18 protein-coding genes, 1 other RNA gene and 1 pseudogene are annotated in these 25449 nt (G+C 56.8%); 5 read left to right on the top strand and 15 right to left on the bottom strand.

Translation table 11 applies throughout. The annotated features are described in order from the left end of the window. The 4 genes from CU100_RS04560 to CU100_RS04545 form a co-directional block, all read right to left on the bottom strand. Positions 1-9093, bottom strand: a complete 9093-nt coding sequence (locus CU100_RS04560) for a hemagglutinin repeat-containing protein (protein ID WP_106715312.1) — start codon at positions 9091-9093, stop codon at positions 1-3. Positions 9094-9150: 57 nt separating this feature from the next. After that, positions 9151-10872 carry a ShlB/FhaC/HecB family hemolysin secretion/activation protein gene (locus tag CU100_RS04555; RefSeq protein ID WP_106715311.1) on the bottom strand — a complete coding sequence of 574 codons (1722 nt, stop codon included), beginning with the start codon at positions 10870-10872 and terminating at the stop codon, positions 9151-9153. Positions 10873-10887: 15 nt separating this feature from the next. After that, positions 10888-11496: an invasion associated locus B family protein gene (locus CU100_RS04550; RefSeq protein WP_106715310.1), complete on the bottom strand. Its 609-nt coding sequence runs from the start codon at positions 11494-11496 to the stop codon at positions 10888-10890. 168 nt (positions 11497-11664) lie between these two features. Beyond that, positions 11665-13044 (bottom strand): FAD-containing oxidoreductase, encoded by a 1380-nt coding sequence (locus CU100_RS04545; RefSeq protein ID WP_106716008.1) that lies wholly within the window; start codon positions 13042-13044, stop codon positions 11665-11667. A 147-nt stretch (positions 13045-13191) separates the two neighbouring features. Here CU100_RS04545 and CU100_RS27460 point away from each other — a divergent pair, with 147 nt between their 5' ends. After that, positions 13192-13326, top strand: a complete 135-nt coding sequence (locus CU100_RS27460; RefSeq protein ID WP_280951578.1) for a hypothetical protein — start codon at positions 13192-13194, stop codon at positions 13324-13326. On the opposite strand, the gene CU100_RS04540 is transcribed toward CU100_RS27460, so the two are convergent. After that, positions 13323-13520, bottom strand: coding sequence for a hypothetical protein (locus CU100_RS04540; protein WP_106715309.1), 198 nt, complete (start codon positions 13518-13520; stop codon positions 13323-13325). The two genes, CU100_RS27460 and CU100_RS04540, sit on opposite strands and share 4 nt — an antisense overlap. 206 nt (positions 13521-13726) lie before the next feature. Here CU100_RS04540 and CU100_RS04535 point away from each other — a divergent pair, with 206 nt between their 5' ends. Together CU100_RS04535 and CU100_RS04530 are read left to right on the top strand one after the other, a co-directional pair. Further along, positions 13727-14653: a transglutaminase-like domain-containing protein gene (locus CU100_RS04535; RefSeq protein ID WP_106715308.1), complete on the top strand. Its 927-nt coding sequence runs from the start codon at positions 13727-13729 to the stop codon at positions 14651-14653. Between the two features lie 218 nt (positions 14654-14871). Next, entirely contained in the window at positions 14872-15087 is a 216-nt protein-coding gene (locus CU100_RS04530) for a hypothetical protein (protein ID WP_146141791.1), read from the top strand. A gap of 250 nt (positions 15088-15337) precedes the next feature. Here CU100_RS04530 and CU100_RS04525 read toward each other — a convergent pair whose 3' ends face one another. The 8 genes and pseudogenes from CU100_RS04525 to ffs all read right to left on the bottom strand — a co-directional run bounded on the left by CU100_RS04525 (position 15338) and on the right by ffs (position 22287). Then, positions 15338-16483 (bottom strand): ABC transporter substrate-binding protein, encoded by a 1146-nt coding sequence (locus CU100_RS04525; protein WP_183635484.1) that lies wholly within the window; start codon positions 16481-16483, stop codon positions 15338-15340. After that, entirely contained in the window at positions 16480-17640 is a 1161-nt protein-coding gene (locus CU100_RS04520; RefSeq protein WP_106715306.1) for a CaiB/BaiF CoA transferase family protein, read from the bottom strand. The genes CU100_RS04525 and CU100_RS04520 overlap by 4 nt, the downstream gene beginning before the upstream one ends. Then, positions 17637-17738, bottom strand: a pseudogene (locus CU100_RS27140) (amine oxidase); the annotation flags it as partial. The gene CU100_RS04520 and the pseudogene CU100_RS27140, both read right to left, overlap by 4 nt. 164 nt (positions 17739-17902) lie before the next feature. Then, complete coding sequence (locus CU100_RS04510) at positions 17903-19147, bottom strand: lytic murein transglycosylase (protein ID WP_407070310.1); 1245 nt, start codon at positions 19145-19147, stop codon at positions 17903-17905. 13 nt (positions 19148-19160) lie between these two features. Then, entirely contained in the window at positions 19161-19766 is a 606-nt protein-coding gene (gene recR / locus CU100_RS04505) for a recombination mediator RecR (protein ID WP_106715304.1), read from the bottom strand. A 169-nt stretch (positions 19767-19935) separates the two neighbouring features. Beyond that, positions 19936-20259 (bottom strand): YbaB/EbfC family nucleoid-associated protein, encoded by a 324-nt coding sequence (locus CU100_RS04500; protein ID WP_106715303.1) that lies wholly within the window; start codon positions 20257-20259, stop codon positions 19936-19938. A gap of 17 nt (positions 20260-20276) precedes the next feature. Beyond that, positions 20277-22085, bottom strand: coding sequence for a DNA polymerase III subunit gamma/tau (locus CU100_RS04495; protein WP_106715302.1), 1809 nt, complete (start codon positions 22083-22085; stop codon positions 20277-20279). Between the two features lie 105 nt (positions 22086-22190). Next, positions 22191-22287, bottom strand: an RNA gene (gene ffs / locus CU100_RS04490) — signal recognition particle sRNA small type. Positions 22288-22355: 68 nt separating this feature from the next. On the opposite strand from ffs, the gene CU100_RS04485 reads away from it, so the two are divergent. Both CU100_RS04485 and nudC read left to right on the top strand, forming a co-directional pair. After that, on the top strand, positions 22356-22760 hold the full coding sequence (locus tag CU100_RS04485) for an HIT family protein (RefSeq protein ID WP_106716006.1): 405 nt from the start codon (positions 22356-22358) through the stop codon (positions 22758-22760). A gap of 51 nt (positions 22761-22811) precedes the next feature. After that, entirely contained in the window at positions 22812-23753 is a 942-nt protein-coding gene (nudC, locus tag CU100_RS04480) for an NAD(+) diphosphatase (protein ID WP_106715301.1), read from the top strand. 3 nt (positions 23754-23756) lie between these two features. Here the strand turns inward: nudC and CU100_RS04475 are convergent, their stop codons facing one another. Then, positions 23757-24620 carry a prephenate dehydratase gene (locus CU100_RS04475; protein WP_183635485.1) on the bottom strand — a complete coding sequence of 288 codons (864 nt, stop codon included), beginning with the start codon at positions 24618-24620 and terminating at the stop codon, positions 23757-23759. 12 nt (positions 24621-24632) lie between these two features. Continuing rightward, positions 24633-25364 carry a 3-deoxy-manno-octulosonate cytidylyltransferase gene (locus CU100_RS04470; RefSeq protein ID WP_210280638.1) on the bottom strand — a complete coding sequence of 244 codons (732 nt, stop codon included), beginning with the start codon at positions 25362-25364 and terminating at the stop codon, positions 24633-24635. Positions 25365-25449 lie beyond the last annotated feature (85 nt).

The raw sequence follows: 25449 nt of genomic DNA, 5'->3' as shown, positions 1-25449 counted from the left end.
TCATCCACGCCCTTTTGTCAGCCAGTTATTGACCTGCGTCCCCGGGGTAACTGCTTCTTGCCGAATTTTGTTCAATGTGTTTTCTAACGCGGTTCGGTATTCTGGAGTGTGAGGCTTTATGCCGGATAAGGCATCTTTAAGCTTATCAAACACATATTCATGGTATTCCCGCGGATGTGGTCCTTTATGCCCGGGCACATGCACTTTATTGACGGCATCCTCCAAATTCATATCCGCATCTTTGAATATCTGTTTGAAGAGCGGTGTCCATGGTCCCCCAGCCGCGGTTGAAATGCAATTCTTGTTGGTGCAGATATGATGCTCATGTTCTCCCTTGGCACGCACGATCACCGAGACCGCAGTGATACCCGCGCCAGCGATATATTTCATGTCCGCGATTTCAGTAGCGCTGAAGCCGTTCCGCTCGCCAAGCTTCGTCAGATATTGACTAAGCTCGTCCTTGACCGTGCCAAGACCGGATGCGACGTCCGCCGTATATTTGTCGTAAGCAGCAAGTCCGTCATTGCCGAGCGCCTTTAAGATAGCACCGCGCGTCAATTGATGCGTTAGTCCGCTCCACGCCAGAGCTGTTTCGCTGCCGCTGTGATCGCCGATACCGATCGTGCCGTCGAGTTTGCGGATTGCATTGGCAATGTCGGCTATTCTCGGCAACCAGGAGTCTTCGGTACCGCCGCCTTGCACGCGCAGACGAACGCCATTGGCGAGGATTTGCAGGCATTTCTCGTACTCGTCATCGGAGAGCGTGTAGCCGCGTCCGTCGACGCCGGTGTAAGCGCATCCTGCAGTCTGGGCGTGCGCACTCGATACAATGAGATCGAGCAGATTGAATCCCTGTTTCCCGCCTGCACAGCCCAGCACCTGTGCAAGATCAAGGTTCTTGCTTTCAATCCCCTCAAAAATATTCGTCAGCTTCTTGGCAGCTTCTGCTGACAGGTTGCCGCTGTCTTTGAGGCTGCCGGTCATTTCAGTAATGATGTGACTAAGCGATTTGCCGATCACATCGAGCGCATCTGCTGCCGCCTTCACGCTCTCGCTCGACAGATACACCTCGAGATCGACATGCTTGTCCCTGGTGATCTCCATCGCCGCATCGGGGTCGCGGTTGAGTTCGGACAGCGGAGGGGTTGTGCCCGCTTCCTCAAGCTTTGCCTGTTTTTGCGGATCGGTGATTTCGATCACGCCCGGCCCCACCGTCGCGCGCACTTTCTGGCGCGTGTCGTCGAGCTTAAAGCTGCCCTCAAGTGTATCGTTGCGCGCGGGATTGTCCGGGTCCGGCTTGTGCGATTTGCCGGTCACATCAATGGAAAGATCGAGGCTGCCGCCCTCGAACCGCTTCTCGCCGTCAAAATCCTTGTGGGTCAGCGTTGCGGTCTTGAGCTTGAGATCGCCATCGTCCGAGACGATCTTGCCGGCGTCGATCAGCGTGTCGCCTTCGACCTCCACATCCATCCTGTGTTTCGATACGAGGCCTGACTGCTCGGTGATCCAGCTGGTGGTGCCCGAACCGCGCCCACCGGATGGGTTGAGCGAGGAGGGAGAGAGATTGGAAAGCTGATCGCCAAGGTCCGGCATGCCACCCGACAGAGACGAGCCGAGATCGAGCGAGCTTGAAAATTGCATGCCGAAACCGGCGGATTTGTCTTTGCTGGTGCCCGTATCGGGCACGGAGATGATCGTCAGGTCCCCGCCGATCCTCGCCTTGACATCATCGGCGGAAACCACCGCGCCCCGCAAAATCGCGTCATTGCCGACATCAAGCTCAATATGTTTGGCGTTGACATGGGCGTTAAGCTGCGTGGTGCCGTTGGAATTGGAACTGCCCGAGCCAAAGTTGAAGCCGCCGGTGAGGCCGATATTCGGGTCCGTGATACCAAGACCAGCCGAGACGCCGAGATTGGCACCCGCACTTTTATTGCTGGATGAGGCTGAATTGGTTGCCTGCGCGCTTTCGAGGACAAGATCGCGCCCGACCTTGAACTTGATCTTGCCGGAGTTCTCATCTGCGGGATCGGAAATATCGTTGCCTGCAGCATTGACCCCGGCAGTCATCTGCACGCCCTTGCCGATGAGATCACGCCCTGCATCGAAATCGATCATATGTCCGGCGCGAAGCGTGGTCGGGATCGGTATGGAGGTCTCGCCCTGGCTTTTTTGCTTCTCATAGGTAAACCCTGCTGTCAGCGACACCGAGGCAAGATTGCCGCCCTTGGCGATATTATCCAGCGCGTCATAGGCCTTGAGGGAAGCAAAGGCGGCATTGGCAGCACTATAGCCGTCGGAGACCTTGCTGACTTTCTTCGCCGCATCGGTGACGCTCTGCGCGGTGGAGGCAACACTTGATGAAACTGACAGCGAAACCCCGGCGAAGAGCTTCTCATGCATCGCCTCGTAATTGGTCTTGTCCTGAACGGACAAGAAGTTCATATCGCGCCCGGCACGCGGGGCAAGATCGTGCTCCGCCGAAAGCTGTCCGCCCTGGCTGTTCAGATCCCTACCAGCGGTGATCTTCAGATCATGTCCGGCGGAGAGCGACGACACCGCATTGGTGTTCGATCCCTGCCGCGTGCTGTCGGTCGCCGAGCCGTAGCCTATGCCGATCGAGACCGAGCCATCGCCGGAGTTGACTTGCACGCCAAAGCCGGAGCGCTTCTGCTGCTCCGATTGCGACATGCTTTCCGCGCCGGGGAGAATGTTCACATCGCGCGTTGCATCGAGCACGATGTCGTTCTTCGCATCGACATTGGAACCGATGATGTTTATGTCGCTCCAGCGCGCGTTCAGCGTCACATCCTTACCGGCAGAAAGCTGCGACCCGGCATTCAGTGTCGAGCTACTCGCATTGTCTTTTTGCGACTTGCCCCAGATCGAATAAAAGCCATCGCCGGAGCCGGCAAACAGGCCGGATTTCTTCTGCTGCGTTTGCAGTGCATGGTCTTCTTCCGCGCCGATGATCGACACGCTGTCGCCTTCAACATGGATTGTTTCCCCCGCTGTGACCTTCGAGCCGGAGATGACGGCGTTTTTGCCTGCGTTCAGGGTGACATTGCCCGTGGCATCAAGGTCAGATCCGACAGTGCGTTCATCGTAGCTGTCGAGCGATGCGGACTTCTTGGTCAGGAAGCCCTTGCCGCTGGATTTGTCATGGCGTTCACGCGTGTCCTTGCCCGAAGCGACGACGAGATCACCACCAGTGGTGATGTTCAGGTCCGCCTTTCCGTTGTCATTGCCCACTCTCAGCTTCGATGCCGATATTGTCGTGTCGCCGCCCGAGGTGACATCGATACCCTGCCCGCCGGCGATGGACGAACCGACAGCTGTTGATGTTTCGGTGTGGGTGGAGGACTTGCTGGAGGAAAAAACGCGCTTCTTGCGGGTTTCCGTATCAACGACAGAGCTGTCCGTGGCTTCGGCAATTGTAACATCGTCGGAAGCTTTAAGATCAACCTTGCCGGCGGCCTGAAGCTTCGAGCCGATTATGCTAAGATCATGGTCGCCGTCCTTGGCATCATTACCGGCATTTGCAGTGATGCTGCCGCCAGCAATGATTTCCGAGCCCGTATGGTTGATGGAAGAGGAAGAGTTTCCGCCCGCCTTCGTCGCGCTTTGATTTTGCGCGGCGGTGATATTGATGTCGTCACCGGCTTTCAGCGCCACATCGCCGCCAGCCCTGAGCTTGGTGCCCGACAGGAGAATATCGTCGCCCGCCGTGATCTTCGTACCCGCGCCCGAGAGAAGTTCCGACTGTTGCTGCCATGTGGAATTTCTGTTGCCTATTCTGTGCGTGACATCGGCGGTAACGACATTGGCCGAGCCGTTGGTGGCCGCTACATCCAGCGATGTTCCGGCCTTGACGGAACTGCCGATGACATTGACATTGTCATTTGCCGCAATCGACAGGCTGCCGCCAGTTTCGACCTTTGCCCCGGTCGCATATTGCGAGCCTTTGTTGTCAACCTTCACGACATCAAGCGTGATGCCTTTGCCTGTCAGCGCCGCATTGCCGCCCGCCGCGACCGTCGCGCCCTGGACGGTGAGATTATCATTAGCGTGCAGTGTCACATTGCGGCCCGCCTGAACACCGCCATCAGGAATGACCACATTGGTTCCGGCGACATTCAGCGTGCGGGCCTTTAATGTCATCGATCCGGATGCGGAAAGATCGGCATTGCCGCCCGCGATGAAACTGCCCCCATCCGCCTTGATATTGGTGGCGGCGAGTTTGAGGTTGGCCTTGGCGGCAATGACACCGGAATTATTGACATTGCCGACGTTCATATCGACCGAGCCACCGGAGATGAGTGCCCCGGCAACGGTCAAATTGGCTTTGTCGGTGTTGGCAAGATAAACGACCGGCGCAAGTACCTGGACGCCTTTTACGGTCTGCTTGACATAAAGCACGACCGATTGCGTCAGGGCCGCCACCTGGTCGGGCGAAAGCTGCTCGCCAATTTTGAGATTGTGCGCTTGGGCATAGGCAAGGCCATTGTCGAGCAAGGTCTTCATCTGCTCGATTGCGTCACTGCCGGGGATGAAAGATCCCTTGCCAAGACCCTGCCCGACAAGCCGGCGCATTTGCTGGTCGATCAGCTGGTTCTCGAAATAAGCATCGCCCAGAAAGGGAACACTGCGCTCGGGCTTATAGCCGATGCGCTTCATGAAATAGCTCGAGCCATAGAATTTGCCGACGTCGAGGAAGGCCGCGCGGGTTTCGTAGAGAAAAACCTGGCCCGGTATCGTCCCGCCAAAGCCGCCCGATTGCGGTTTGGGCGAAATGGCGGAAAGCTTTTCCATGAAGGCTGCAACGGCTGCGGGGGAAAGGGGTGCCGAAGGATTAGCACCCGCGTCGAGACTTGCCAGCGCCGGATTGGGCGTGAACAAAGCCGCCCCGGCGGTCAGGTCCCTCAGCGAAGAGATCGGCTGCCTGGGATCGACCCTTTCGGAAAGCTTGGTACCGCTCGCCAAATTTTCGGGTATGGCGTTGTTGACGATATTGAATGTTGTCTTGAGCTCCCCTGCCGCCTTGATAGTGCCTGGCACGGCATTGATCATCTCATCCCGGGTCAGTTTCGAGACGCCCTCGCCGAGATCGTTCAAAACATTGCGATTTCCTGCCGCATCGTAGACTTCGCACCCGCCCTTTGCCTCACACTGTGTCAAAGTGGTACGATGGAGGGCAACACCGAGATTATTAAGTGTCGTGCCTGCGAAGGTGGCATTGCCGCCGGCTTCGATCGAGCTATATTCATTGTTCAACTCTGTCGCATCGACAGTCAGATTGCGACCTGTCTGGATAAGCGCCTGTGGGCCGCCATCGCCCGTCAGGCGGTCTTCATGAACCGTCTGGCGAAGCTGCGTATTGTCGTCCCACCGGAAAGACCAGGCGAATTGTTTCGCCTTGTTATGACGCAGTAAGATCTTGGTTGGTCGATTCGCATCAACAACAAGATTGCCATCTTGATCTTTCGGCAGCTCGGCGCGTAGCCAAGCCAACATTTCGCCATCGCCATGAAAGCTCTTTGTCCAATTCCACGGCATCTCGCGGTCCGGAGCCGTGTTTCCTCGGGTACGGAATGAAGTACCGTCAGCAAAAGTGATGATGCCGTAGAGTCTGTTTGCCCACTCTGCGGAGCTTAGTTGAGACTCTCCGGGGAAAAAGGGCTGCTGCGGTTTATAGTCGGGATCGTCAAACAATATCCCCACAGGCTTGCCCCAAGTCTCCGGATTGATCACGAATTTGGTGACAACATCATCTGAAACCAGAACTCTTTCCCGGGTCGGCGCTGCCGACCGCCTGTTCGTCAGCTTTTCGGTAAAAATCCTTGCATCGTTTTCGGCTTTTATCGTGCCGGAAATATTGGTTATGGAACGGTTCTTGCCATCATTGTCATTAGCGGCAATCTTGAGATCGCGCCCTGCAAGAATCGCGCCTTGATCATTCACAACATCGCCCGGGACCAAGAGCTTCATGTCCCTGCCGGAATAGACGAGCCCTTCTGACGTGTTGGTAAAATTGCCGGCAATGTTGAACGTCAGATCGTTGCCGGCAGCAAATTGTCCCCTGTTCTGCAGCGAGGCGAGCGTCACAATCAAATCGTTCTGCGCCAGAACCGCTGTTGCCGCCGTGGTGATGATTGTTACGGCTTTCAGATCGATATTGCCGGGGCCACCTTCCGTGGTGATCGCACTGAGCACCGTGTCGGACAAGTCGAGGTTATCGACACCGGAAAGCGTCAATCCCCCGAAGGTAAACGCACTGTGATCAAGCTTTGCATTCGCCGCGTTGATGAAAAGCATCTGCGATGTGGCAACTTTGCTGCGATTGTTGCTGAGATCGATGCTCTTCGCTCTTAGCGAAATATCCCCTTGTGCAACCGTGGTTCTGTCGAGGCTGATAGCCCCATGTTCAGCAGCAAGTGAGACAGCGCCATGGCTTTGCATGGAATTATAGGTGAGGTTGAGCAAAGCCCGGGCGTTGAGATCGCCGCCGCTGGTGAGACTGTCCGCCGTGATGGATCCGGCTGTCGCCTCCAATGTCATGGAGCCCGCGTTTGACACGACCAGATCGTTCCGGCTGGCAGCAAAATCGTATCCGGAAATAAGCTTGTCGATCGTTATCGAAGCCGCTTTCAAGATAGTTGCAGAGCCGGAAACCGATTGTCCGGTCAGGCTTATGGCCTTGCCAGCAATGAGGCTCAAGGCTTGCTGACTGACAGCATTAGCCGCAATATTCTGCGCCGCAGTCGCGCTTGATCTGCCTGCCGAAAGTAGTCTACCGGCGTCGATATCATTCACCGTCGCAACAAGCGTCAGATCGCCGGTGGTGCCGAGAACCACCTTACCCGATTTTTCCGTTGCGAGAAAATCCACCCCCGAAACAATTGACCCGGCCCTGATGCCTGAACCGGTGATGCTGACATCGTGCCCGCCACGAAGATACTCGCTGACGTTGGTGTTGGCGCTAAGGGTGATCTTGTGCTTGGCCTTCACGCTTTGCGCGACGAAATTGTCTGCGGTGACCGTCAGTGCGCCAGCTGAGAGCAATACTCCGCCATCGATATTTCCCGTCAAAGCGGTTAGGGTCAGATCACCGGTATTGGTCAACACCAAGGAACCCGACCGTTCCGTTGCAGCAAAATCGATGCCGGAGATAATCGACCCCGCTTTTATGCCCGAGCCGGTAACACTGATATCGCGGCCGCCGCGCAGTACATTTTTGATATTGATATTGCCGTTGATGCCAATGGATTCGTCGGCTGTGATCGTATTGCCGGTCAAGCTGGCGGCGGTAATGTTTAGTGCGCCTGCCGAGAGCAGTGTCGCGAAATCGATAGCGCCCGATGCGGCGTTGAGCGTCAGATTCCCACTCTTGGCCAGAACAATGGATGGCGCGGCCTTGTGTGTGTCGAAGGTCTTCGCGAAATCGACACCCGATGCGATCAGGCCGGCGGAGATACCACTGCCGATTATCGCGACGTTCCCGCCGCCCAGGATTTGTCCGCTGACAGCTACCGCGCCGCTTAGTGTGATGGTCTTTTGACCCCGGACGTCTTGCGCATCAATCCGACTTGCGGTCAGGGTTAAATCGCCCGCCGCTGACAGCAATGTTCGCACGTTGACCAAGCCTGAAGTGGCGGTCAGCGAAACGTCTCCCGCATCGGATACAATGCTGTTTGCTGCGATGGAAGCAGCTGTCGCGGCGATATTGCTCGTCGCCTGCGCTGCGCCGGCAACAGCGATCTTGCGCGCCGCTTTCAAGTTCATGCTGTTCGTGCTTATGAGCGAGGCGGCGCTGATCGATCCGGCGGCGTTGATCGTCATGCTGTTGCCGCTCTTGGCTAAGGTGCCAACCTCAACATCCCCGGATGTGCTGGCGACAACGAGGTCACGTCCTGCATCCAGTCTTTTAGCCGAGACACCTGCCGCCGCCGATAGCGTGATATTGTGCAGCACTGTTGCCTCACCGGTGATAGATAACAGGCCCTGACCTCCATCGAGCACCATTTCCTCATCGCCAGCGACAGTATCCAGCGTAATTCCCTTGTCGGCATGAACCAGGACACGCTTTTTCGACGTGATACTCTTGGCGGCAACGCTGTTTTGCGAGCGCATGGTGACGCCCGCTGCTCCCGAAGCACTGCCGATGGAGATTTTGCCATCGGCCGAAAGCGACAGTTCGCCCGCGCTCGCGGCCATGTTGCCGCGCATGCGCACACCAGCGCCTTTTTCGGTGACGACAAGCTTGATCGTATCCGCTTGCATTGCGCCGAGGGCCGAACCATCGATGGCAAATTCCGGTGCACCCGAAATTGCAGTCAGCGCCGTCGCGTCGCGTGTGGCGTAGCTAAACTTGTTGCGGCCAGCCGTCAGGCGAAGATCCTTGCCATAGATTTTGCCATTGACCTGAACCGTGCGGGAGACGACGTCGAACAGATCGACCTTGCCATCGCCCGTAGCAAAATTGGCGTCTCTGCCGCTAAACGTGATATCGCCGCCATCAACATTAAAGCCGCCCAACCTACCGTCGGAGGTAATGTCAGGCTTGCCCGTTGTCAGTGTCATGCGCGGTGTATTGATAAAGCCGCAGCCATCACAGGTGATACCGTTCGGATTGGCGATGATCAGGTCGGCTTTTGTGCCGAAGATTTCGATGGGGCCGTTCAAGGCGCTACGACTACCGCTCGTCACCTCATTGAGAATGACACTAGCGGGTCTGGAGGATCGCAAGTGCGGATTGCCAGGCAAAGTTCCACCGAGTACCGAAGGACCGCCAACCTCGCTTTTGAAGTTGTTGAGAATGACGCCTGGCTGGTCAACGTTGAACGCGTTGTACTTGTTGTGGGAAAGACCCATCGAATTTGGCGCAACAATATCAACCAGAGGCACATTGTTGGGCGCTGTTGTGACGGTCGGTTGGTTGCTGGCGGGTGCACTGCCATCTGGAGTGATTTGCTGGGCCTGAACCAATGCTGGTTGCAGGCCGAGGAGACCGCTGAGAAGCATGGCAAGAAACTGCTGGAGCGGCTTGCGACTGCGGGACAACGTCGCGCCCTTGGGCACATATTGCTTCGTCATGAAATAGTCTCGTTTTTCAAAAGTGTTATCAAGCTGTGGGCGCCTGGTCAGGGGCGGCTAAAACCGTAAAGAGGTGTTGAAATATAGGAGGCCGCCATTCCCTGTTCCGGTGCTGCTCGCCAAAATGTCCGAGTAACCTATGTCGACGCCCAGTCTTCCGCCGGCAGTTCGAATACCGCCAGTCCAGCCCGTGATGTCTCCGCCATCCACGCCAAACCGGTGTCGAGAATAGATATGGCCGTAGTCGATACCGACATAGGGGCGCAGTTCGCCAACAACTTTCACCATTGCAGGACTGGCTTGCCACGGCGTGATGCGCCAAAGGAGTTCATTGCGCACGAAGAAGCCGTTATTGCCGAAGAGCTGAGCTTCGCGTGCGCCACGCACATTGCTGCTGCTGCCAAGGGAAATTTGCTCGGCGCCAAATAGATTATCCGGTGAATATTGGCCCGTTATTGTTGAACTCAGCTCAAATCGCTGCTGGACTAGTTCAAAGGGGCGCGTTGCATTGATCGTGGCGCTGAATTTGGAAAAACGGGGATCGGCCTCTCCGGCTCCGGGTTCACCTTTTTCGACAGATCCGAACAGGTCGATCCCTTGATCGAAGCTTGCATCGAAGACCCAGAACCCATTTCCCATTCGGCGCGAATGGGAGATGCCGAGGCTGCCGACCGTGTACTGTCGAGTACCGACATCGATCTTGCTGCCAAGCATGAAATTGTTGGTTTGCTTGTAGGTCAGACTGGTTTTGACGGTCGTGATGGAATCCTTGTCGCGCCCCACGACGCGGTCGACACCAATTCCCGCCTGCCCGGAATCTCCAGAAGTATCGGGTGTCGAGAAGTTGGCCGGAACGCTGCTCTTATACTCGTACCAGGAGCCATTGGCCGAGAACGTCCAGTAGCCATAAGGAATACTGAAACTACCCGAATAGCTGTCACTTTTGCCGTGACCATCATTGCCCCAGGGGTAATCAGGTCCCGAGTGTTCGTACGCGAGTGAAAGCTGTTCATTGAGCCCGAGCAGGCTGTCCCCCGTAATCGACGCCGCGCTCTTGGAAAGCCCCGTTGAATACTGCCCGAGATTGCTGTTCGACGTTGAGAAGTGCAGCGGAAAACCCGGATTGTTTTCAACGTTCAGTATCGACGTGTCCACGTTTTTGCCGGGCAGCATCGCGGTCTTGGCGTTGTTGGAAGCGAGCCGGTTGATTTGGTCCAGCCCCTGTTCGACGTCGCGTATATTCGTCAGCGTTCCTCGCAGGGCCGGAAAAGCCGTGGCCAAAAGATGGGATTTTGGCGCCGGATGGCCATTGAGGTAGATGTCTGCGAGCCTACCCTCGACGACGACCAGGCGCAGCAACCGCGTCTTGCCAATATCCTGTTCCGGCACATAGGCGCGCGATGTGATGAAACCTTTGTCCAAATAGAGGTAGGTCAGATCGCGCAGCACTGCATTGATCTCGGCGAGCCCGACGCATGTTTTCTCGTATGGCTTGACAAGTGGTGCGACCCTCTCAGCCGAGAATTGGCTGATGCCCTCCACCTCGACCCGGTCAACGGCGAAGCACTTGCCCGCGGCAGGCTGCAGAGTGTCCACCTCTTGCGTAGACGTGACTGCGTTCTGCGGCGTCATCTTCTTCAACGCCTCAATTCGCTGCGTCTGCTCCTGGAGAGCCTTCTCTCTTGCGAAATCATCCGCGGGTGTCTGGGCGATACCCTGCGCTATTGCGAACAGTTGCAAAATGACGGCGGCGGTCACGATGCGGAGCCGGAAGGTCATGGCCTAGCCCTCATTTTATTCGGAACCCGCAGGTTTCTGCAGAGCGGTCAATGCGTCCGTCAGGCCCTTCAGCGAAAATTTGATGTTGACGTTCTGTCCATTCATCAGGCGCAGGCGAGCACCGCCACTCGCTCCCTTCTGCAGGGCAGCGACGACTTTCGTGTCCAGCTTCTGCTGAATCCAGCATCCCGATTCGTTGCAGTTGCGGTAGCTGGATTCACTAACGGAGATACCGTCGACATCGATCATGAACCCTGAAGGCAGGAAAACATTGAGCGGCACCAACGCCGTCAGGAGAAGGCCCGCCGCTTGCTTCTTTGCCGGATCCGCCACTGTTCTGGCGATGGCAAGCGTCAAGACGTTGACGTCTTTGTCGCCTTGCTTGACCTGAGCGACTTGCGCAACTTCGCAATTTGGAACAATTGAATTGTCAGCAGCCCTGACGCCTAAGCAACGATAAGACCAATCCTGATACTGGACCGATCGCACTTCCGGCTGAATGGCTGTTTGAGTCGGCGTCTTCGGAGATTGCGGAACCAATTCGGGCGCTTGCTGTGCAGAAACCGTGTTGATAGTAGCCAGAAAGGCTAACGCAATGAGACCGCAAAAATTTCTCAAATACATAATCTCACATTTAAAATTCTATTGAAAAATCGAGTATTCAAAGGCGGCAAAAAACCGCCGCTTACGTCGGTGATCAGCAATAACTCAAGCGCGAACAGGCAAACGCCCGCATCAATATAGCAAAGGTTACAGTCAGATTGACCTAAACGTCAATCAACCGCTTACACGTCAGTTGGCTTCCTTGAGATCGCCCAGCAGCGTCGGTATCAATTCGGAGACCGTAGGGTGTATGGGAACGGCCCATTTCAACTGGGCATATGTCGCGTCCACGTTCATGATATCGAGAATGCCGTGGATCGCCTCGTCGCCACCAGTCCCAAGTATGGCGGCACCAAGAATTTTTTGCGTATCGGCATCCGCCAAGACTTTCATGAAGCCCTGCGTCTCATCCTTTTCCACTGCTCGACCGACGCGGGTCATCGGCCTTTTGGAAATCAGTGTTGGCCGCCCTGTTTTTCGCGCCTGTGCCTCGGTGAGGCCCACCCGGCCAAGCGGCGGATCTATATAGAGCGCGTAGCCGAGAATACGATCGCTGACCTTACGGTCTGCGCCGTCCAGGAGGTTTGCAGCTATGATCTCAAAGTCATTGTAGGCGGTGTGCGTGAACGCGCCGCGCCCGTTGCAGTCGCCGAGCGCCCACACGCCGGCTACATTCGTTTCGAGCCCATCGTTCACCTGTATATAGCCGCGATCATCGGTCTCGATGCCAGCGCGCTCAAGTCCCAGATCATCCGTGTTGGGCCGACGGCCAATCGCCAGAAGAACATCTGAGCCAATCACGGTCGGCGAACCGGCCCTGCAATCGACACCGACTTCCGCGCCCTCAGAATGACGCTTGAACGATATACATTCGGCATCGAGCCGTATGGAAATTCCCTCGCCCTCGATAATGCCCTTGATGGCTTCGGATACGTCCTCGTCCTCGCGTGAAATTAGCCTGGGACCCTTCTCGACGATGGTCACCTCAGCGCCGAAGCGCCGATACATTTGCGCGAATTCAAGGCCTATATAGCTGCCGCCGACGACGACAAGATGTTTCGGCACCCTGTCGAGCGCCAGCATGGACGTATTGGTCAGGATGTCGACGTCATTGATACCAGGCATTGCCGGAACGTTGGCCCGACCGCCGACATTGATGAAAATGCGCTCCGCTGCGAAAGCTTCGCCGTCAATTTCGATCATGCGGGGCCCTGTAAAACGAGCGTGGCCCTGGATAACGGTGCAGTTTTGCATGCCGCGCAGGTAATTTTCAACGCCAGTGCGCGCATTGTGGGTCACTGTGTCTGCCCGTTCCTTGATGCGCCTCATGTCAATGCCAACAGGCGTATCGATGATCACCCCGAAATCGGCGCTCCGCCGTGCCAGATGCGCAGCATATGCGCTGGCGACGAGGGTTTTGGTGGGCATGCAACCGGTATTGACGCAGGTGCCCCCAAACAACTTGCGCTCGACCATGAGCACGTTCATGCCGGCGCCCGTCAGGCGCCCCGCCAGTGACGGTCCCGCCTGCCCGGCTCCAATGATGATTGCATCGAAGGCTTTCGTCATCCAGGCACCATAAATCACGACCGATGTTACGTCACCCGTCCGATTGCTAGATTTAGTAATGAACATAAATGACGTGTGAACGCGGGGTTCAGCCGACGTTCACATGCACGACGATACGCTTTGCCAAATTACAAAGGGGTATCTGTCATGCTTGTTCAGCGTCTTGGCATCGTTTTCCTGATTTTCGTTACGTTTGCATTATCGTTCGGCAGTTTCATCAACCACGCAAAGTCAGGCCGTGGCGGTCATCAGTCTGGCAATTTGATCCAGGTGCACAACTAGCGTCGATCATGCCATGCCTTCTCCGCCGCATCCAGCCTGTCCAGAAGGTCCTGGAGCGCTTTGGGAATGCTGCGATCTGCCTGCGACGGCTTGGCCGTCTCGGCCACGCTCCGAAAGTCCGGGTCCATGACCTGCCGGCGTAACACATCTGCGGTACGCGGGCGGGCACCTTGATACTTTGCAGTCATCATCATCCCGGTCACTCCTGTGCCGGTACAGTCTGAACCGGCAACCTTTCTCACCGATTAACTTTGGTCCGGCAGATTTGTTTCAAATTCTCCCGCTTTATGGTCAACAAAAGCTGAATCGATCATTTTCCTTGCAGGTCCATAAAATTCCCCGCCGCGGAACTTGCGACCGTCAGTCGCGTTCTCATCAAAAGCTCAAAAGGAAAGCGCTGATGTTGATCCGTGTCGGTTATGAGATAGCAATTCGATGCAACGTACCTACCCCTATGACGACTTATCTCAACCTTGAATCAGCACGCGTATCAGACGTTCAGTGCGAGCGCGGACCAACTGCGACGCCAGGAGTGAAGCTCGAAACATTCCGTGATCTCTTCGGAAACAACTGCATAAGAATGCTCGCGCCCTCCGGGAATCTGTCGTTGAAATACGATGCCGTAGTAAAGGACGACGGGCTGCCGGATGCCGTCGATGAGAATGCACAGGAGCATCGCGTCGATCAGCTCCCGACCGAGTGTCTGCCCTATCTCTCAGCCAGCCGCTATTGCGAAACGGACGAGTTGAGCAATCTGGCATGGGGTCTGTTTGGACACATGAAACCGGGTTGGGCGCGGGTCCAGGCGATCACCGATTATGTCAACCAGCGCCTTACGTTCAGCTATGGCTTCGCCCGCTCGACGCGCACGGCGGCTCAGGCCCATGAAGAGCGGGTTGGCGTTTGCCGGGACTTTGCACATCTCGCCGTCGCCTTCTGCCGCTGCATGAACATACCCGCGCGTTACGTGAACGGCTATATGGGAGATATCGGCGTTCCGGCCGATCCGGCACCAATGGATTTCAATGCTTGGTTCGAAGTCTATCTTGGTGGGAAATGGCATACGTTCGACGCTCGTCACAACCAGCGCCGCATCGGCAGGATCGTGGTTGCTCGCGGCCGCGACGCCGCCGACATCCCTTTGATTCATACGTTCGGGCCACATGAACTCACGACTTTCAAGGTCTGGACCTTCGAGGAGCACGATCCTTCCTTTGCCAGTCAACGCTTCGAGAAAATCTCACTGGTGACGCCATGGTTCAGCCAACGCTGGTCCCGATTGTCCCGGCACATTCGCGAACGGTCGGAAGCCGAACCCACGACCTGATCATGGACCCGGCAATCGATTTGACGGCATCTTTGCCACATTCGGGCGCCGACAATCCTTAAGCCGCTCAAATGCGGGTGAATTTTTTCGATTTGCCATGCCATAATTGAGCGGGTATTTTATTCCTCGTCGGGGTCTACATTAATACTGAAAAGGGTAAAGTTTTCATGCCTTTCGATAATCCCCACAAACCAATGTACTCCGAGGATGACTGGAATATGATGCAGGCCGCATATAACAAGGCGGCGCAGACGCTTGTGGTGAAATCAAGCTCGGATGAAGAGGCAAAGATCATTGCGGAAACCGTGATGACGGCTTTCAATCGCGGCAACCGCGACGTCAATTCCCTGGCTGCTCTCGCGGTGATCACAGCGATCAACACCCACCCAGGCGTTACTGGGCTTCATCTCGATGAGCCAAAGAAATATGCGTAGCGTTGCCATTCACTGATCCACGAGAACTTTGACTTTCACGCGTGATTCCGGCACATCAAAATGCATTGAATTGCAGACGGGTGCGGGAAATGAAACGTGTGATTTATGCAATGCTGATGAGTTGTGTCCTTATATCCGGCTGCGGTTCCTACGCCACCTGGACACCGAGGGAAGCCGAGAGGTCCGTCGTCAACCCCGCCGATTGCCAGAAGGGCGTCGGCGTATGCCCGGGTCAGTACGGACGCGCAGCTCAGATGCGCCGGGAATGATCTGCCCAGCTTTGCTGATAAAGTCTATTCAGATCGTCGACGATATCTGAAGCACCGTGCCGTTTGAGAAGACCGACGTTGAGGCGGTCGGAAGCGGCGTGCTGAAAGCCCATATACCCATTGTGACGCGGACGCACCCAGGCAAGCTCGAGCGTATCACGCGTTGCGGCATAAAAGTTCGTCGTTCTTGCGTTGACGATGTCGTCCTCCCAAGCATCCGCATGGCCAGGCTGACCGCCGGCGAATGCATAGGGTCCTCGTTGTATGTCGCCGCGGGCTATCCAGTAGGCAAAGTCGATTGCAACGTCCTGGTTTGGCGAGAACGCCGAAACCCCGATGCCAGTGCCCCCAAGCGCCGAACCGGCTGGCCCCCCGTAACCTGCGGCGGGGATATTGGCAAAGGCCACGAGGTGATTCCCGAAACCCTTGATGGCGTAGTTGACGTAGCCATAGATCAACGGCGAACAGGCGATGCGCGAGCCGGGCTCAGCCATTCTCTCCAGCACGGCAATGGGATCCATTTCGAAGCACGCCGGTTCGATCATCGAAATGATCTCACCGATCATCTCCACCGCGCGAATGCCGCTCTCCCTGCTGATCAACTCGCCGGTGACAGCACAAGGCCTGCCGAGATTGCCGGTCAATGTATAAAATGTCATCAGTGAGTGGGGCGGACGCATCGGCAAAAGGACTGTTCCCGCCCGCGCCAGGGGACCTAAATGGTCCCAGCTCGCGGGCGGAGATTCGAGCAGATCAGGACGCCATGCACAAACCTGCGCCGCCGTATCGATTGGAAACGCCCATTGTCTTCCGTGCCAGTTATAGCTTGGGAACGATTGCCCGACACTGCCCGTGGCAAGGGATCGCAGTTCGGCCTCTCTCCCCGGGACATCAAGCGGCGCGAGACAATTTTCGGCAGTGATCTGCCCGACATGTGGATGATCGATGACGATCAGATCATATTCACGCGCCAGTTCCTCGACGGGAAATGACTCGAAATCCTGCAGGGAGCGCTTCTCCCAGTCGATAGCCACGCCGGTCTGTTCTTTCCAAAGCCTCGAACAGGCCACCATCGGGTCATAGCCGCGCGGATGACTCCAAGTCATGCCTTTCAGCTTTATGGTCAAAGGCCAAACTCCTTGCGAAGGGCTTCGCTGTGTTCGCCGATGCGCGGTGCTGCGCGGTCGAATTTTGGGCGCAGGCCGTTGACCCGGATCGGCGAGCGGGTTGTGAGAATGGAAACATCATCGTCCCGACTGACCGTCTGAAGCATGTCGAGCACCTTGAAGCCTTCGCTTTGCAAAAGTTCTTCCCAGTTCAGCACCTTGGCGCACCAGATGTCCGCCGGCTCCAGGATGGCAAGCCAATATCCGGTGGTCTGGGTCTCGAGTTTTGCGGCGATGATACGCTTGATGTCGTCGCGGGCGGTAAACCAAGAGGCGGGTTTATCACGGTACGGTGCCAGTTCGTCCAGCATGAGGAGGTCAGCAAGCTTCGGTAGAGGCGTCATGGCAAGCGCCAGATAACTGTCCTTCGTTTGATAAACGCCGTATGGCGCAGAAAGATAGGCGTGAGCGCTGCGAAAATCCGAACGCTTCGGTGGGCGGCGGCCATCGTTGAGATGCGTCGTCAACACTTCGAACTGGAAGTCCACCAGCGATTCCATGAGGCTTGTTTCGATGTGACTGCCCTTACCGGTGACGCCGCGCCGCACCAGGCAGGCCAATATGCCTTGCACGATTGCCGCGCCCGCCAGCATATCGCCGACTGCGAGGCCGAATGGTACAGGACCTTGACTCTCATCGCCATTCAGCCACATCAGGCCCGAACGCGATTGCGCCAAAAGATCCTGGCCGGGACGAGAAACCCACGGTCCTTCATCGCCATAGCCGCTAATACTCGCATAAACGAGACGCGGGTTGAGCGCCTTCACCGCTTCGTAATCGAGACCCAGGCGCTGAATGACACCGGGCCGAAAATTCTGGATGAGCACGTCGGCCTTGCCCAGCAGGGTCCTCAGGGCAAAGAGATCTGCATCATTCTTCAGATCGATCGCAAGGCTCTCCTTTGCGCGATTTATGGCATGAAATATCGTCGAATCGCCGCCAATTTCTGTATCGCTCAGGTAGAGCCTGCGTGAGAGATCGCCGCCATCCGGCCGTTCGATCTTGATGACTCGCGCTCCGAGATCCATCAAGCGCAGCGAAGCATAGGGCCCCGAAAGGAACTGGCTCATGTCGACGACGAGCAGTCCAGCCAGTGGCAGGTCATTTTCGGTGGTCATCGTTTCTCGGTCTTTCCAACGAAGTCAGCAGGATTTTTGTATTTCGCCGTCTGGAGGTGCTCGCGGTAGAGAACGAGCTCGACCTCGTAACACAACCTCCCACATCTTCTCTTGTGAATAATATTTTCACATATGAGTATTGATGGCAAGCTCGAAAATCGTCGCCGGTAAATCACCCGGTCAGACGGACAGGCGTACGCCTGTCTATCCCGTGGCAGGGTCAGGTTGTGCAAGGCAAGAGAGGGAGGGCCCGGCTGACCGGTTACCTGATCGCCTGGATAAGATCTTTGTCGGGAAAGCAGGTTGGCGCCAAGCCCTGTTTTTCCTGCCAGTCTCCGATGGAGCGGCGGGTCTTGAAACCTGGGAAACCATCGGCGCCGCCGGCATCATAGCCCTTCGTTTCGAGCTTTCGCTGAAGCCCTGCAATATCCGACCGATATAATCCGCCGACGTCGCCCCAAACGGTCGAGAATCCTTTTGCGCCATGCGCAATACGATCTCCAACATGCCCGATGAACAGCGCGTAGAGATCGCTCATGTTGTATTCCTTGAGCACATAGAAATTCTTGGTGACAATGAAGGCTGGACCGTGACGTCCCGCCGGCATCAACAGGAAGCCTTCACGTTTGGCCTCGCCGGATGGAAACTCCGTTCCGTTAACTCTGGCAATGCCGAGCTTTTTCCATGCGGCAAAAGGTTTGCCCTGGTCTGGGCCCTCCAGAGCACAACTGACACTGGCTGGCACCGTCACCTCATATCCCCAATCACGGCCCTTCTGCCATCCATACTGCGCAAGGTAATGCCCTATGGACCCGAGTGTATCCGGCACTGAATTCCAGATGTCACGCTTGCCGTCACCATCGAAATCCACCGCATGTGCCAAGTACGAGCTTGGCATGAACTGGGGCTGGCCCAAGGCCCCCGCCCAGGAACTCTTCATGCTAGGCGCATCGATAAAACCTTTTTGCACGATCTCCAGAGCGGCCAGAAGTTCCTCGCGGAACATTTCCCTGCGCGTCGCCATGAAAGCCTTCGTGCCGAGCACTGTAAATGCATTATTGGGGATTTTGACGCTGCCATAGCCGCTTTCGCGGCCCCAGATTGCAAGCACGATCTCACCCGGAACGCCATATTTGCTCTCGACTGCATTGAGGATGCGTGCGTATTGACCGGCGCGAGCAGTCCCGCCCGCAGTGACGGCGTTGATGGTCTTGTCGTTGAAATATTTGCCGGGCGAACCGAACTCGGATTGTGTCTGCTTCTTTGGCGTCTGAGCCTTTTCGCCCGGCACAACCAGATCTGGCAGGTCAAAATTGAGCGATACACCCGCAAAGGCCCGGTCGAAGGTAGCCTTCGATATGCCTTTTGCCTCGGCTTCCGGCCAAAAATCCCGAGTGAGCCAAGTTCGAAATTGTGCCTGAAGTTCCGGTTTCGTTGCGGCCAGGGCTGAAAAGCAAGAGAATATTGCGATCGACGCCACAAGGACGAAACTCAACGGGCGTCTGATCAAGGCGTTCTCCCTATAGCGATGTTCGGGCGCGCAGAGCCGCCGTCAATGTTCCTTCGTCGAGATAGTCGAGTTCGCCGCCGACAGGTACGCCGTGGGCGAGTCGCGTGATTCTCACGTCGAAGCTCGAAAGCTGGTCGGTGATATAGTGCGCAGTCGTCTGTCCTTCGACTGTGGCGTTCACCGCCAGAATCACCTCCTTGATCTCGCCTTCCGCTATCCGGCCGACGAGCGTCGAGATGTTGAGGTCATCGGGGCCGATGCCGTCCAGCGGCGACAGCCTTCCTCCAAGCACGTGATAGCGCACGTTCATCGACCCGGCACGCTCGAGCGCCCAGAGGTCGGAGACATCTTCTACGACGATGAGCGTTGCCCGTTCGCGGCGCGGATCTGTGCAGATCATGCAGGGGTCGGACGTATCGACATTGCCGCAGACCGAACAGATGCGAACCTTGTCGGCAGCATCCTGCATGGCAGAACCAAGCGGGATCAGCAGCGCTTCCTTCTTCTTGATGAGATGCAAGGCGGCACGGCGCGCAGAACGCGGCCCGAGCCCCGGCACTTTCGCCAGGAGCTGGATCAGGCGTTCGATTTCGGGACCGGCGATTCGTTTCGACATGGCGTGGGTTTAGAGCAATTTAGCCTATTAGGGAATTAGAGACCGCTCGGCGCACAACTGTTGCGAAAGTGCTGCTGAAGAGCACAACCCTGCATGCGTTGCTGCCAACCTTCAGTATGTCCAGCCGATACTGTCATCTCTTCCAATAAACGTGTGGTTGCCGCCTGCGCTAGAACGGAAGCTTAAATCCTGGCGGTATCGGCAGACCGGCGGTCAGCGCCTGCGTTTTCTCAGCCATGATGGCTTCGACCTTCGACTTGGCTTCGTTGTGCGCCGCGATGATCAGATCTTCGATGACCTCGATGTCGTCTTCCTTGAACAGCGACGGATCGATGCTAAGGGCGGTCAGCGCTCCCTTGCCGGAGAGCTTAACAGTCACAAGGCCGCCGCCGGCCTGACCCTCCGCCTCAAGTGCCGAAATTTCTTCCTGCATGGCCGCCATCTTGGCCTGCATTTCCTTGGCCTGTTTCATCATGCCCATAATGTCACGCATGGGAAAACTCCTGTTGTTCAATCGTCTTCTTCGATGGGCGCCAGTGTATCACCACCAGTAGCCGCACCTTCGATCATTTCGCTGTCCGTCAGTCCCGCTGGCGTGGAAATGCGCACATTTATAATCTTCGCGCCTGGGAATCTCGACAAGATAGCCGCAACATCCGGATCTGACCTTGCATCGCTCAAAAGTGAATCGCGTTTCGCGGTTTCAGTTTCGTTGATCGTCGCTCTGCCCTGCTCGCGCGACAGCGACACCATCCAGCGAATGCCGGTCCATTCACTCAGCCTCAGCGACAGATCAGCCAACAGAGTCTTCGGCGCATTATCCGTCAAATTGATTTCAAGCCGCCCGGGCCTCATGCTGACGAGCCGCACACAATTCTTGACCATGATCTTGAACTGCATGTCGCGGTGCTTTTCCGCCAGCGCAATAATATCCTCTATGCTGTTGACAGGCACCGCAGGCGCCGGCTCTTCAACTACCGTCGGAGCGATCGGCTCTGGCCTTGGTTCTTGCTCTACAAGACGCATGGTGGCGCCACCATTTGAGCTGACAGAACCGCGCGCCGAAGCGACCGCATCTGCAGAATGTGCCATGGCCCCACCGCCATTGCCGGGACGCGGCCCATCACTCCGCGGAGCCGAAGCGGTAAGTGGTCCACTCTCCTCCAGTGATTTCAACGCCTCGTCCAGTGTTGGCAGGTCGGCGGCGTGGGCAATCCGGATCAGCAGCATCTCTGCCGCCTGCACAGGACGGTTGGAATTGTCTACCTCGGTTATGCCTTTAAGCAGCATCTGCCAGGTGCGCGACAAAACCCGAATGGACAGCTTTTCGGCAAAATCCCTGCCGCGAAGACGCTCATCTTCCGATAGGGAAATGTCATCGGCCACGTCGGGCGTAAAACGGATACGCGTCACCAGATGATTGAAATCGGCGAGATCGGTCAGCACAACGCTCGGGTCTGCACCCACATCATATTGCGCACGGAATTCGCGCAAGGCAGACGCAACATCGCCGCGCATCAGCATTTCAAACAAATCGATGATGCGGGCCCTATCCGCGAGGCCCAGCATTGAACGGACCGCCTCGGCACCGACGGTGCCCGCGCCGTGAGCAATGGCCTGGTCGAAGATCGAGAGCGAATCACGCACCGAACCTTCGCCCGCCCGTGCAATCATGCTGAGCGAAGCGTCGTCGACGCTGATTGCTTCGAGATTGGCAATCTTCTTCAAATGCCCGATCAGCAAACTTGTCTCGATGCGGCGCAGATCAAAGCGCTGGCAGCGCGACAAAACCGTTATTGGGACCTTGCGGATTTCCGTGGTGGCAAAGATGAATTTTACGTGGGGTGGCGGCTCTTCGAGCGTTTTCAACAAGCCGTTGAAGGCCTGATTGGAGAGCATGTGCACTTCGTCGATGATATAGACCTTGTAGCGCGCCGAGACTGGGCGATAACGCACCTGCTCGATGATCTCGCGAATATCGTCGATACCCGTATGAGACGCCGCATCCATTTCGATGACGTCGACGTGCCTGCCTTCCATGATCGGCTGGCAGTGTTCTCCCAGCACGGAAAGATCGATTGTCGGCTTGTCGGTTCCGGCGGTTTTGTAATTGAGTGCGCGCGCGAGGATACGCGCCGTTGTTGTCTTTCCGACGCCGCGGACGCCGGTCAGCATCCACGCCTGCGCAATGCGACCGGTCTCGAACGCGTTGGTCAGCGTACGGACCATCGGCTCCTGCCCGATCAGATCAGCGAAATTCTGCGGGCGATATTTGCGGGCGAGCACGCGATAGGCGCTGTCTGCCGTCATGGTGATCATTCCGCTCCTGATTGGTCTCGCGTTGCGCCAACTTTGGACCGCCATGCACCGCAGCGTCAATGCCATCGATGGCTTTGACACAGGCAAGGTGACAAAGAAGAAAGGGTGGGAGGCTGGCACGGCGACCCGTGCCAGGCTCGTTGGGGCTGCTTCCTTCCGGACCTGACCCGGTTGGCGAGTGGCTCGTCCACCACCAACCTCCCGAGGCTCATATCGGCAATTCGTATGCAAAAAGCAAGCATGCAGCCAAAAAAACTGATACTTTTCGCAATCATGGTGTTCGAACTCAATAGCAAGCTTGCAACTGATACGTTTTCCATTGCCCGGCTGGGTCTGTGCGACCTGCGCCTGATGAATGATTGCCGCTGGCCATGGCTGATCCTGGTTCCGATGCGCCCGAGCATCTGCGAAATCCACGAACTGACACCGCTCGATCAGACGATGCTCACGTTTGAGGCGGGAATAGCCGCGCAAGCTCTCAAAGCGGTAACCAACTGCGAAAAGATCAACACCGCCGCGATCGGCAATATCGTCCGGCAGTTGCATTTGCATGTCATTGCGCGCAACAGCGGGGATCCGGGCTGGCCCGGACCGGTCTGGGGTTTTGGAACGCGCGAGCCCTATGCGGAGAAAGCAGCAAAGGACTTTGCGGACGCCATACTCAAGGCTATTTGATCAAACAATGTACCTGGCTCCCGCACTCGGGACTTTCTGGAGTTCCCATCCATGCCTTTTCGCCTCTTCGATGCTCCCGATATGGAGCCAAGCCACTTCGTCGGCTTCGCCGGAAACAGGATCAACCGTCATTCAGAAAAGCGAAGCGACGATGTAGTGGCCACTGCACTCGCCAACGGCAAAGCTCGTATTCTGCTCACCGGCCAAGGCCAGGTACTGGTCATGGGCGGCAACATGGCAAGCGCGCTGTTCAGTTTGCAAGAGGCGGAGCCACTGCTGCCCCTCCCGGAGAGGACTATCTATCTTGGTATGCTGGACGATGCCCCAATCCTTGCGTCTCCAAGCGATTTCGACTTTGCCGGTTTGCCGGATACTATCAAGGCTTTCGACTACCGCTCGGTCTATACGCAGGGCCTTATCCCGCCAGAGCAGCTTGGCGCGATGGCGCAGGCCGTGTCGCTGCTGGCATGGCACGAGAACCATAGATATTGTGGCCGTTGCGGCACCGAAACCCTTATGCGGGATGGCGGTTACCGGCGCACGTGTCCCAATTGCGAAGCGCAGCATTTTCCCCGGACCGATCCGGTCGCGATCATGATGGTGGTGCGCGGGGAAAAATGCCTCCTCGCCCGCGGCGCACATTTCGGCCCTGGAATGTATTCCTGCCTGGCTGGGTTCATCGAGCCAGGCGAGACGATTGAAAATGCCGTTCGCCGGGAGACGTTCGAGGAAACGAACCTGCCGGTAGGGCGCGTGCTTTATCACGCCAGCCAGCCTTGGCCCTTCCCTTATTCATTGATGATCGGCTGTCATGCGGAGGCGCTGTCAGACGAGTTCACTCTGGACAAGGCCGAACTTGAGGATGGACGCTGGTTCTCCCGCGACGAGGTGGTTACGATGCTCGATCGCACCCATCCCGGCGGGCTGATGACCCCGCCTCCCGGAGCGATTGCAGCACACCTCATCCGCAGCTGGGTAGAGAGCCGGGGCTAAGCGCTAATCTTCCGCGCCTTGAGTGCTCCGGAACGTCGTGTCAGCAGGATACACGCCCAGAATGCGCACTTCTCTGGAAAAGAACTCCAGTTCGTCGAGTGCATGAGCGACATTCTTGTCATCCGGATGACCTTCGATGTCGGCATAAAACTGCGTTGCCGTGAACTTTCCGTCGATCTGGTAGCTCTCGAGCTTCGTCATGTTCACCATATTGGTGGCGAAACCGCCCATCGCCTTATAGAGCGCCGCCGGAACGTTGCGGACCCGGAAGACGAAAGTTGTCATCATCAACTTGTCGGACGTGCGCGGGGCCCATTCCTTGGTTTTGGTCAACACAACAAAGCGGGTTACATTGTTTTCGGTGTCTTCGACATCTTCTTCCAGGATGTCGAGACCATAAAGACTTGAGGCGAGCCGCGGCGCCAGGGCCGCCATTGTCTTGTCCTTGACCTCCGCCACGAGACGCGCCGCTCCCGCCGTATCGCCGGCGATCACCGGCTTCCAGCCGTTTTGGCGGATATATTTGCGGCATTGGCCGAGCGCATGGATATGACTGTGGACCGAGGTGATCTCGCTGCGTGTTGTGCCTGGCAGCACCATCAGCTGGAAATGGATCGGCAGGAAATATTCGCCGACGATATGCAGGCGTGATTCCGGCAAGAGGTGATGGATGTCGGCGACACGACCGGCAATGGTGTTCTCGATGGGAATCATGGCGAGGTCGGCCGTGCCGCTTTCCACCGCGTTGAAGGCATCCTCGAAGGTCGGACAGGGCATGGGTTCCATATTCGGGAACATGTCGCGGCACGCCGTATCGGAGTTCGCGCCCGGTTCGCCCTGGAAGGAGATGCGATTGGTCTTTGCCATGATGAAAATGCCTTAGTGGGAGGTCAGAATATCTCGTGCCCGTTCGAGGTCTTCAGGGGTGTCGACGCCAAGCGGCACCGAATCGACAATTTCCACATCGATGCGCATGCCAGCTTCCAGCGCGCGTAACTGCTCCAGCCGCTCGCGGCGTTCCAGCGGCGACGGTCCGAGGCCAACAAAGCGCTCGAGGGCCGCGCGGCGGTAGGCGTAAAGCCCGATGTGATGGTAAAGCGGCCCTTCGCCCCAAGGCGCGGTCGCGCGGGTGAAATAGAGCGCACGCAGTTGGTCCTTGCCTTTCGGCGAGCCGACGATCTTCACGACGTTGGGATTGGTTTTCTCGTCGTCCCGGCGGATTTCGACCCCGAGCGTACCGATGTCGGCGGGACCATTTTGAAGCGGCAGTAGCGCGCGCCTTATGATCTCCGCCTCGATGGTCGGCAAGTCGCCCTGGACATTGACTATCGCGTCGATGTTCCTTTCGGGATCGAGCGCAAGCAAGGCTTCATAAATGCGGTCGGAACCGGATTCGTGATCATTGCGCGTCATGACAGCCTCGAGTCCGTAGGCTTCAACGGCTGCCTTGACCTCCAAACTATCCGTTGCGACCACGGTGCGACCCAGACCGGAAGCCATCGCGCGTTCCGCGACATGCACGATCATCGGCTTGCCGGCGATGTCGGCCAGAGGCTTGTCCGGGAGCCGCGTCGAAGCCATTCTCGCCGGTATAAGTGTCAGTATTTTCATCATCCCAAACACACCTACGGTGTCAAAAAGTCTCAGGCAGAACCGCCCTTATATGTGTTGCAAGTGTTGAGCAAAAGACCTAGTT

It is taken from the genome of Phyllobacterium endophyticum, assembly GCF_003010935.1.
Classification (GTDB): domain Bacteria; phylum Pseudomonadota; class Alphaproteobacteria; order Rhizobiales; family Rhizobiaceae; genus Phyllobacterium; species Phyllobacterium endophyticum.
Note: the sequence above shows the minus strand (reverse complement) of the source record. Positions and strands in the feature narration are given on the sequence as shown.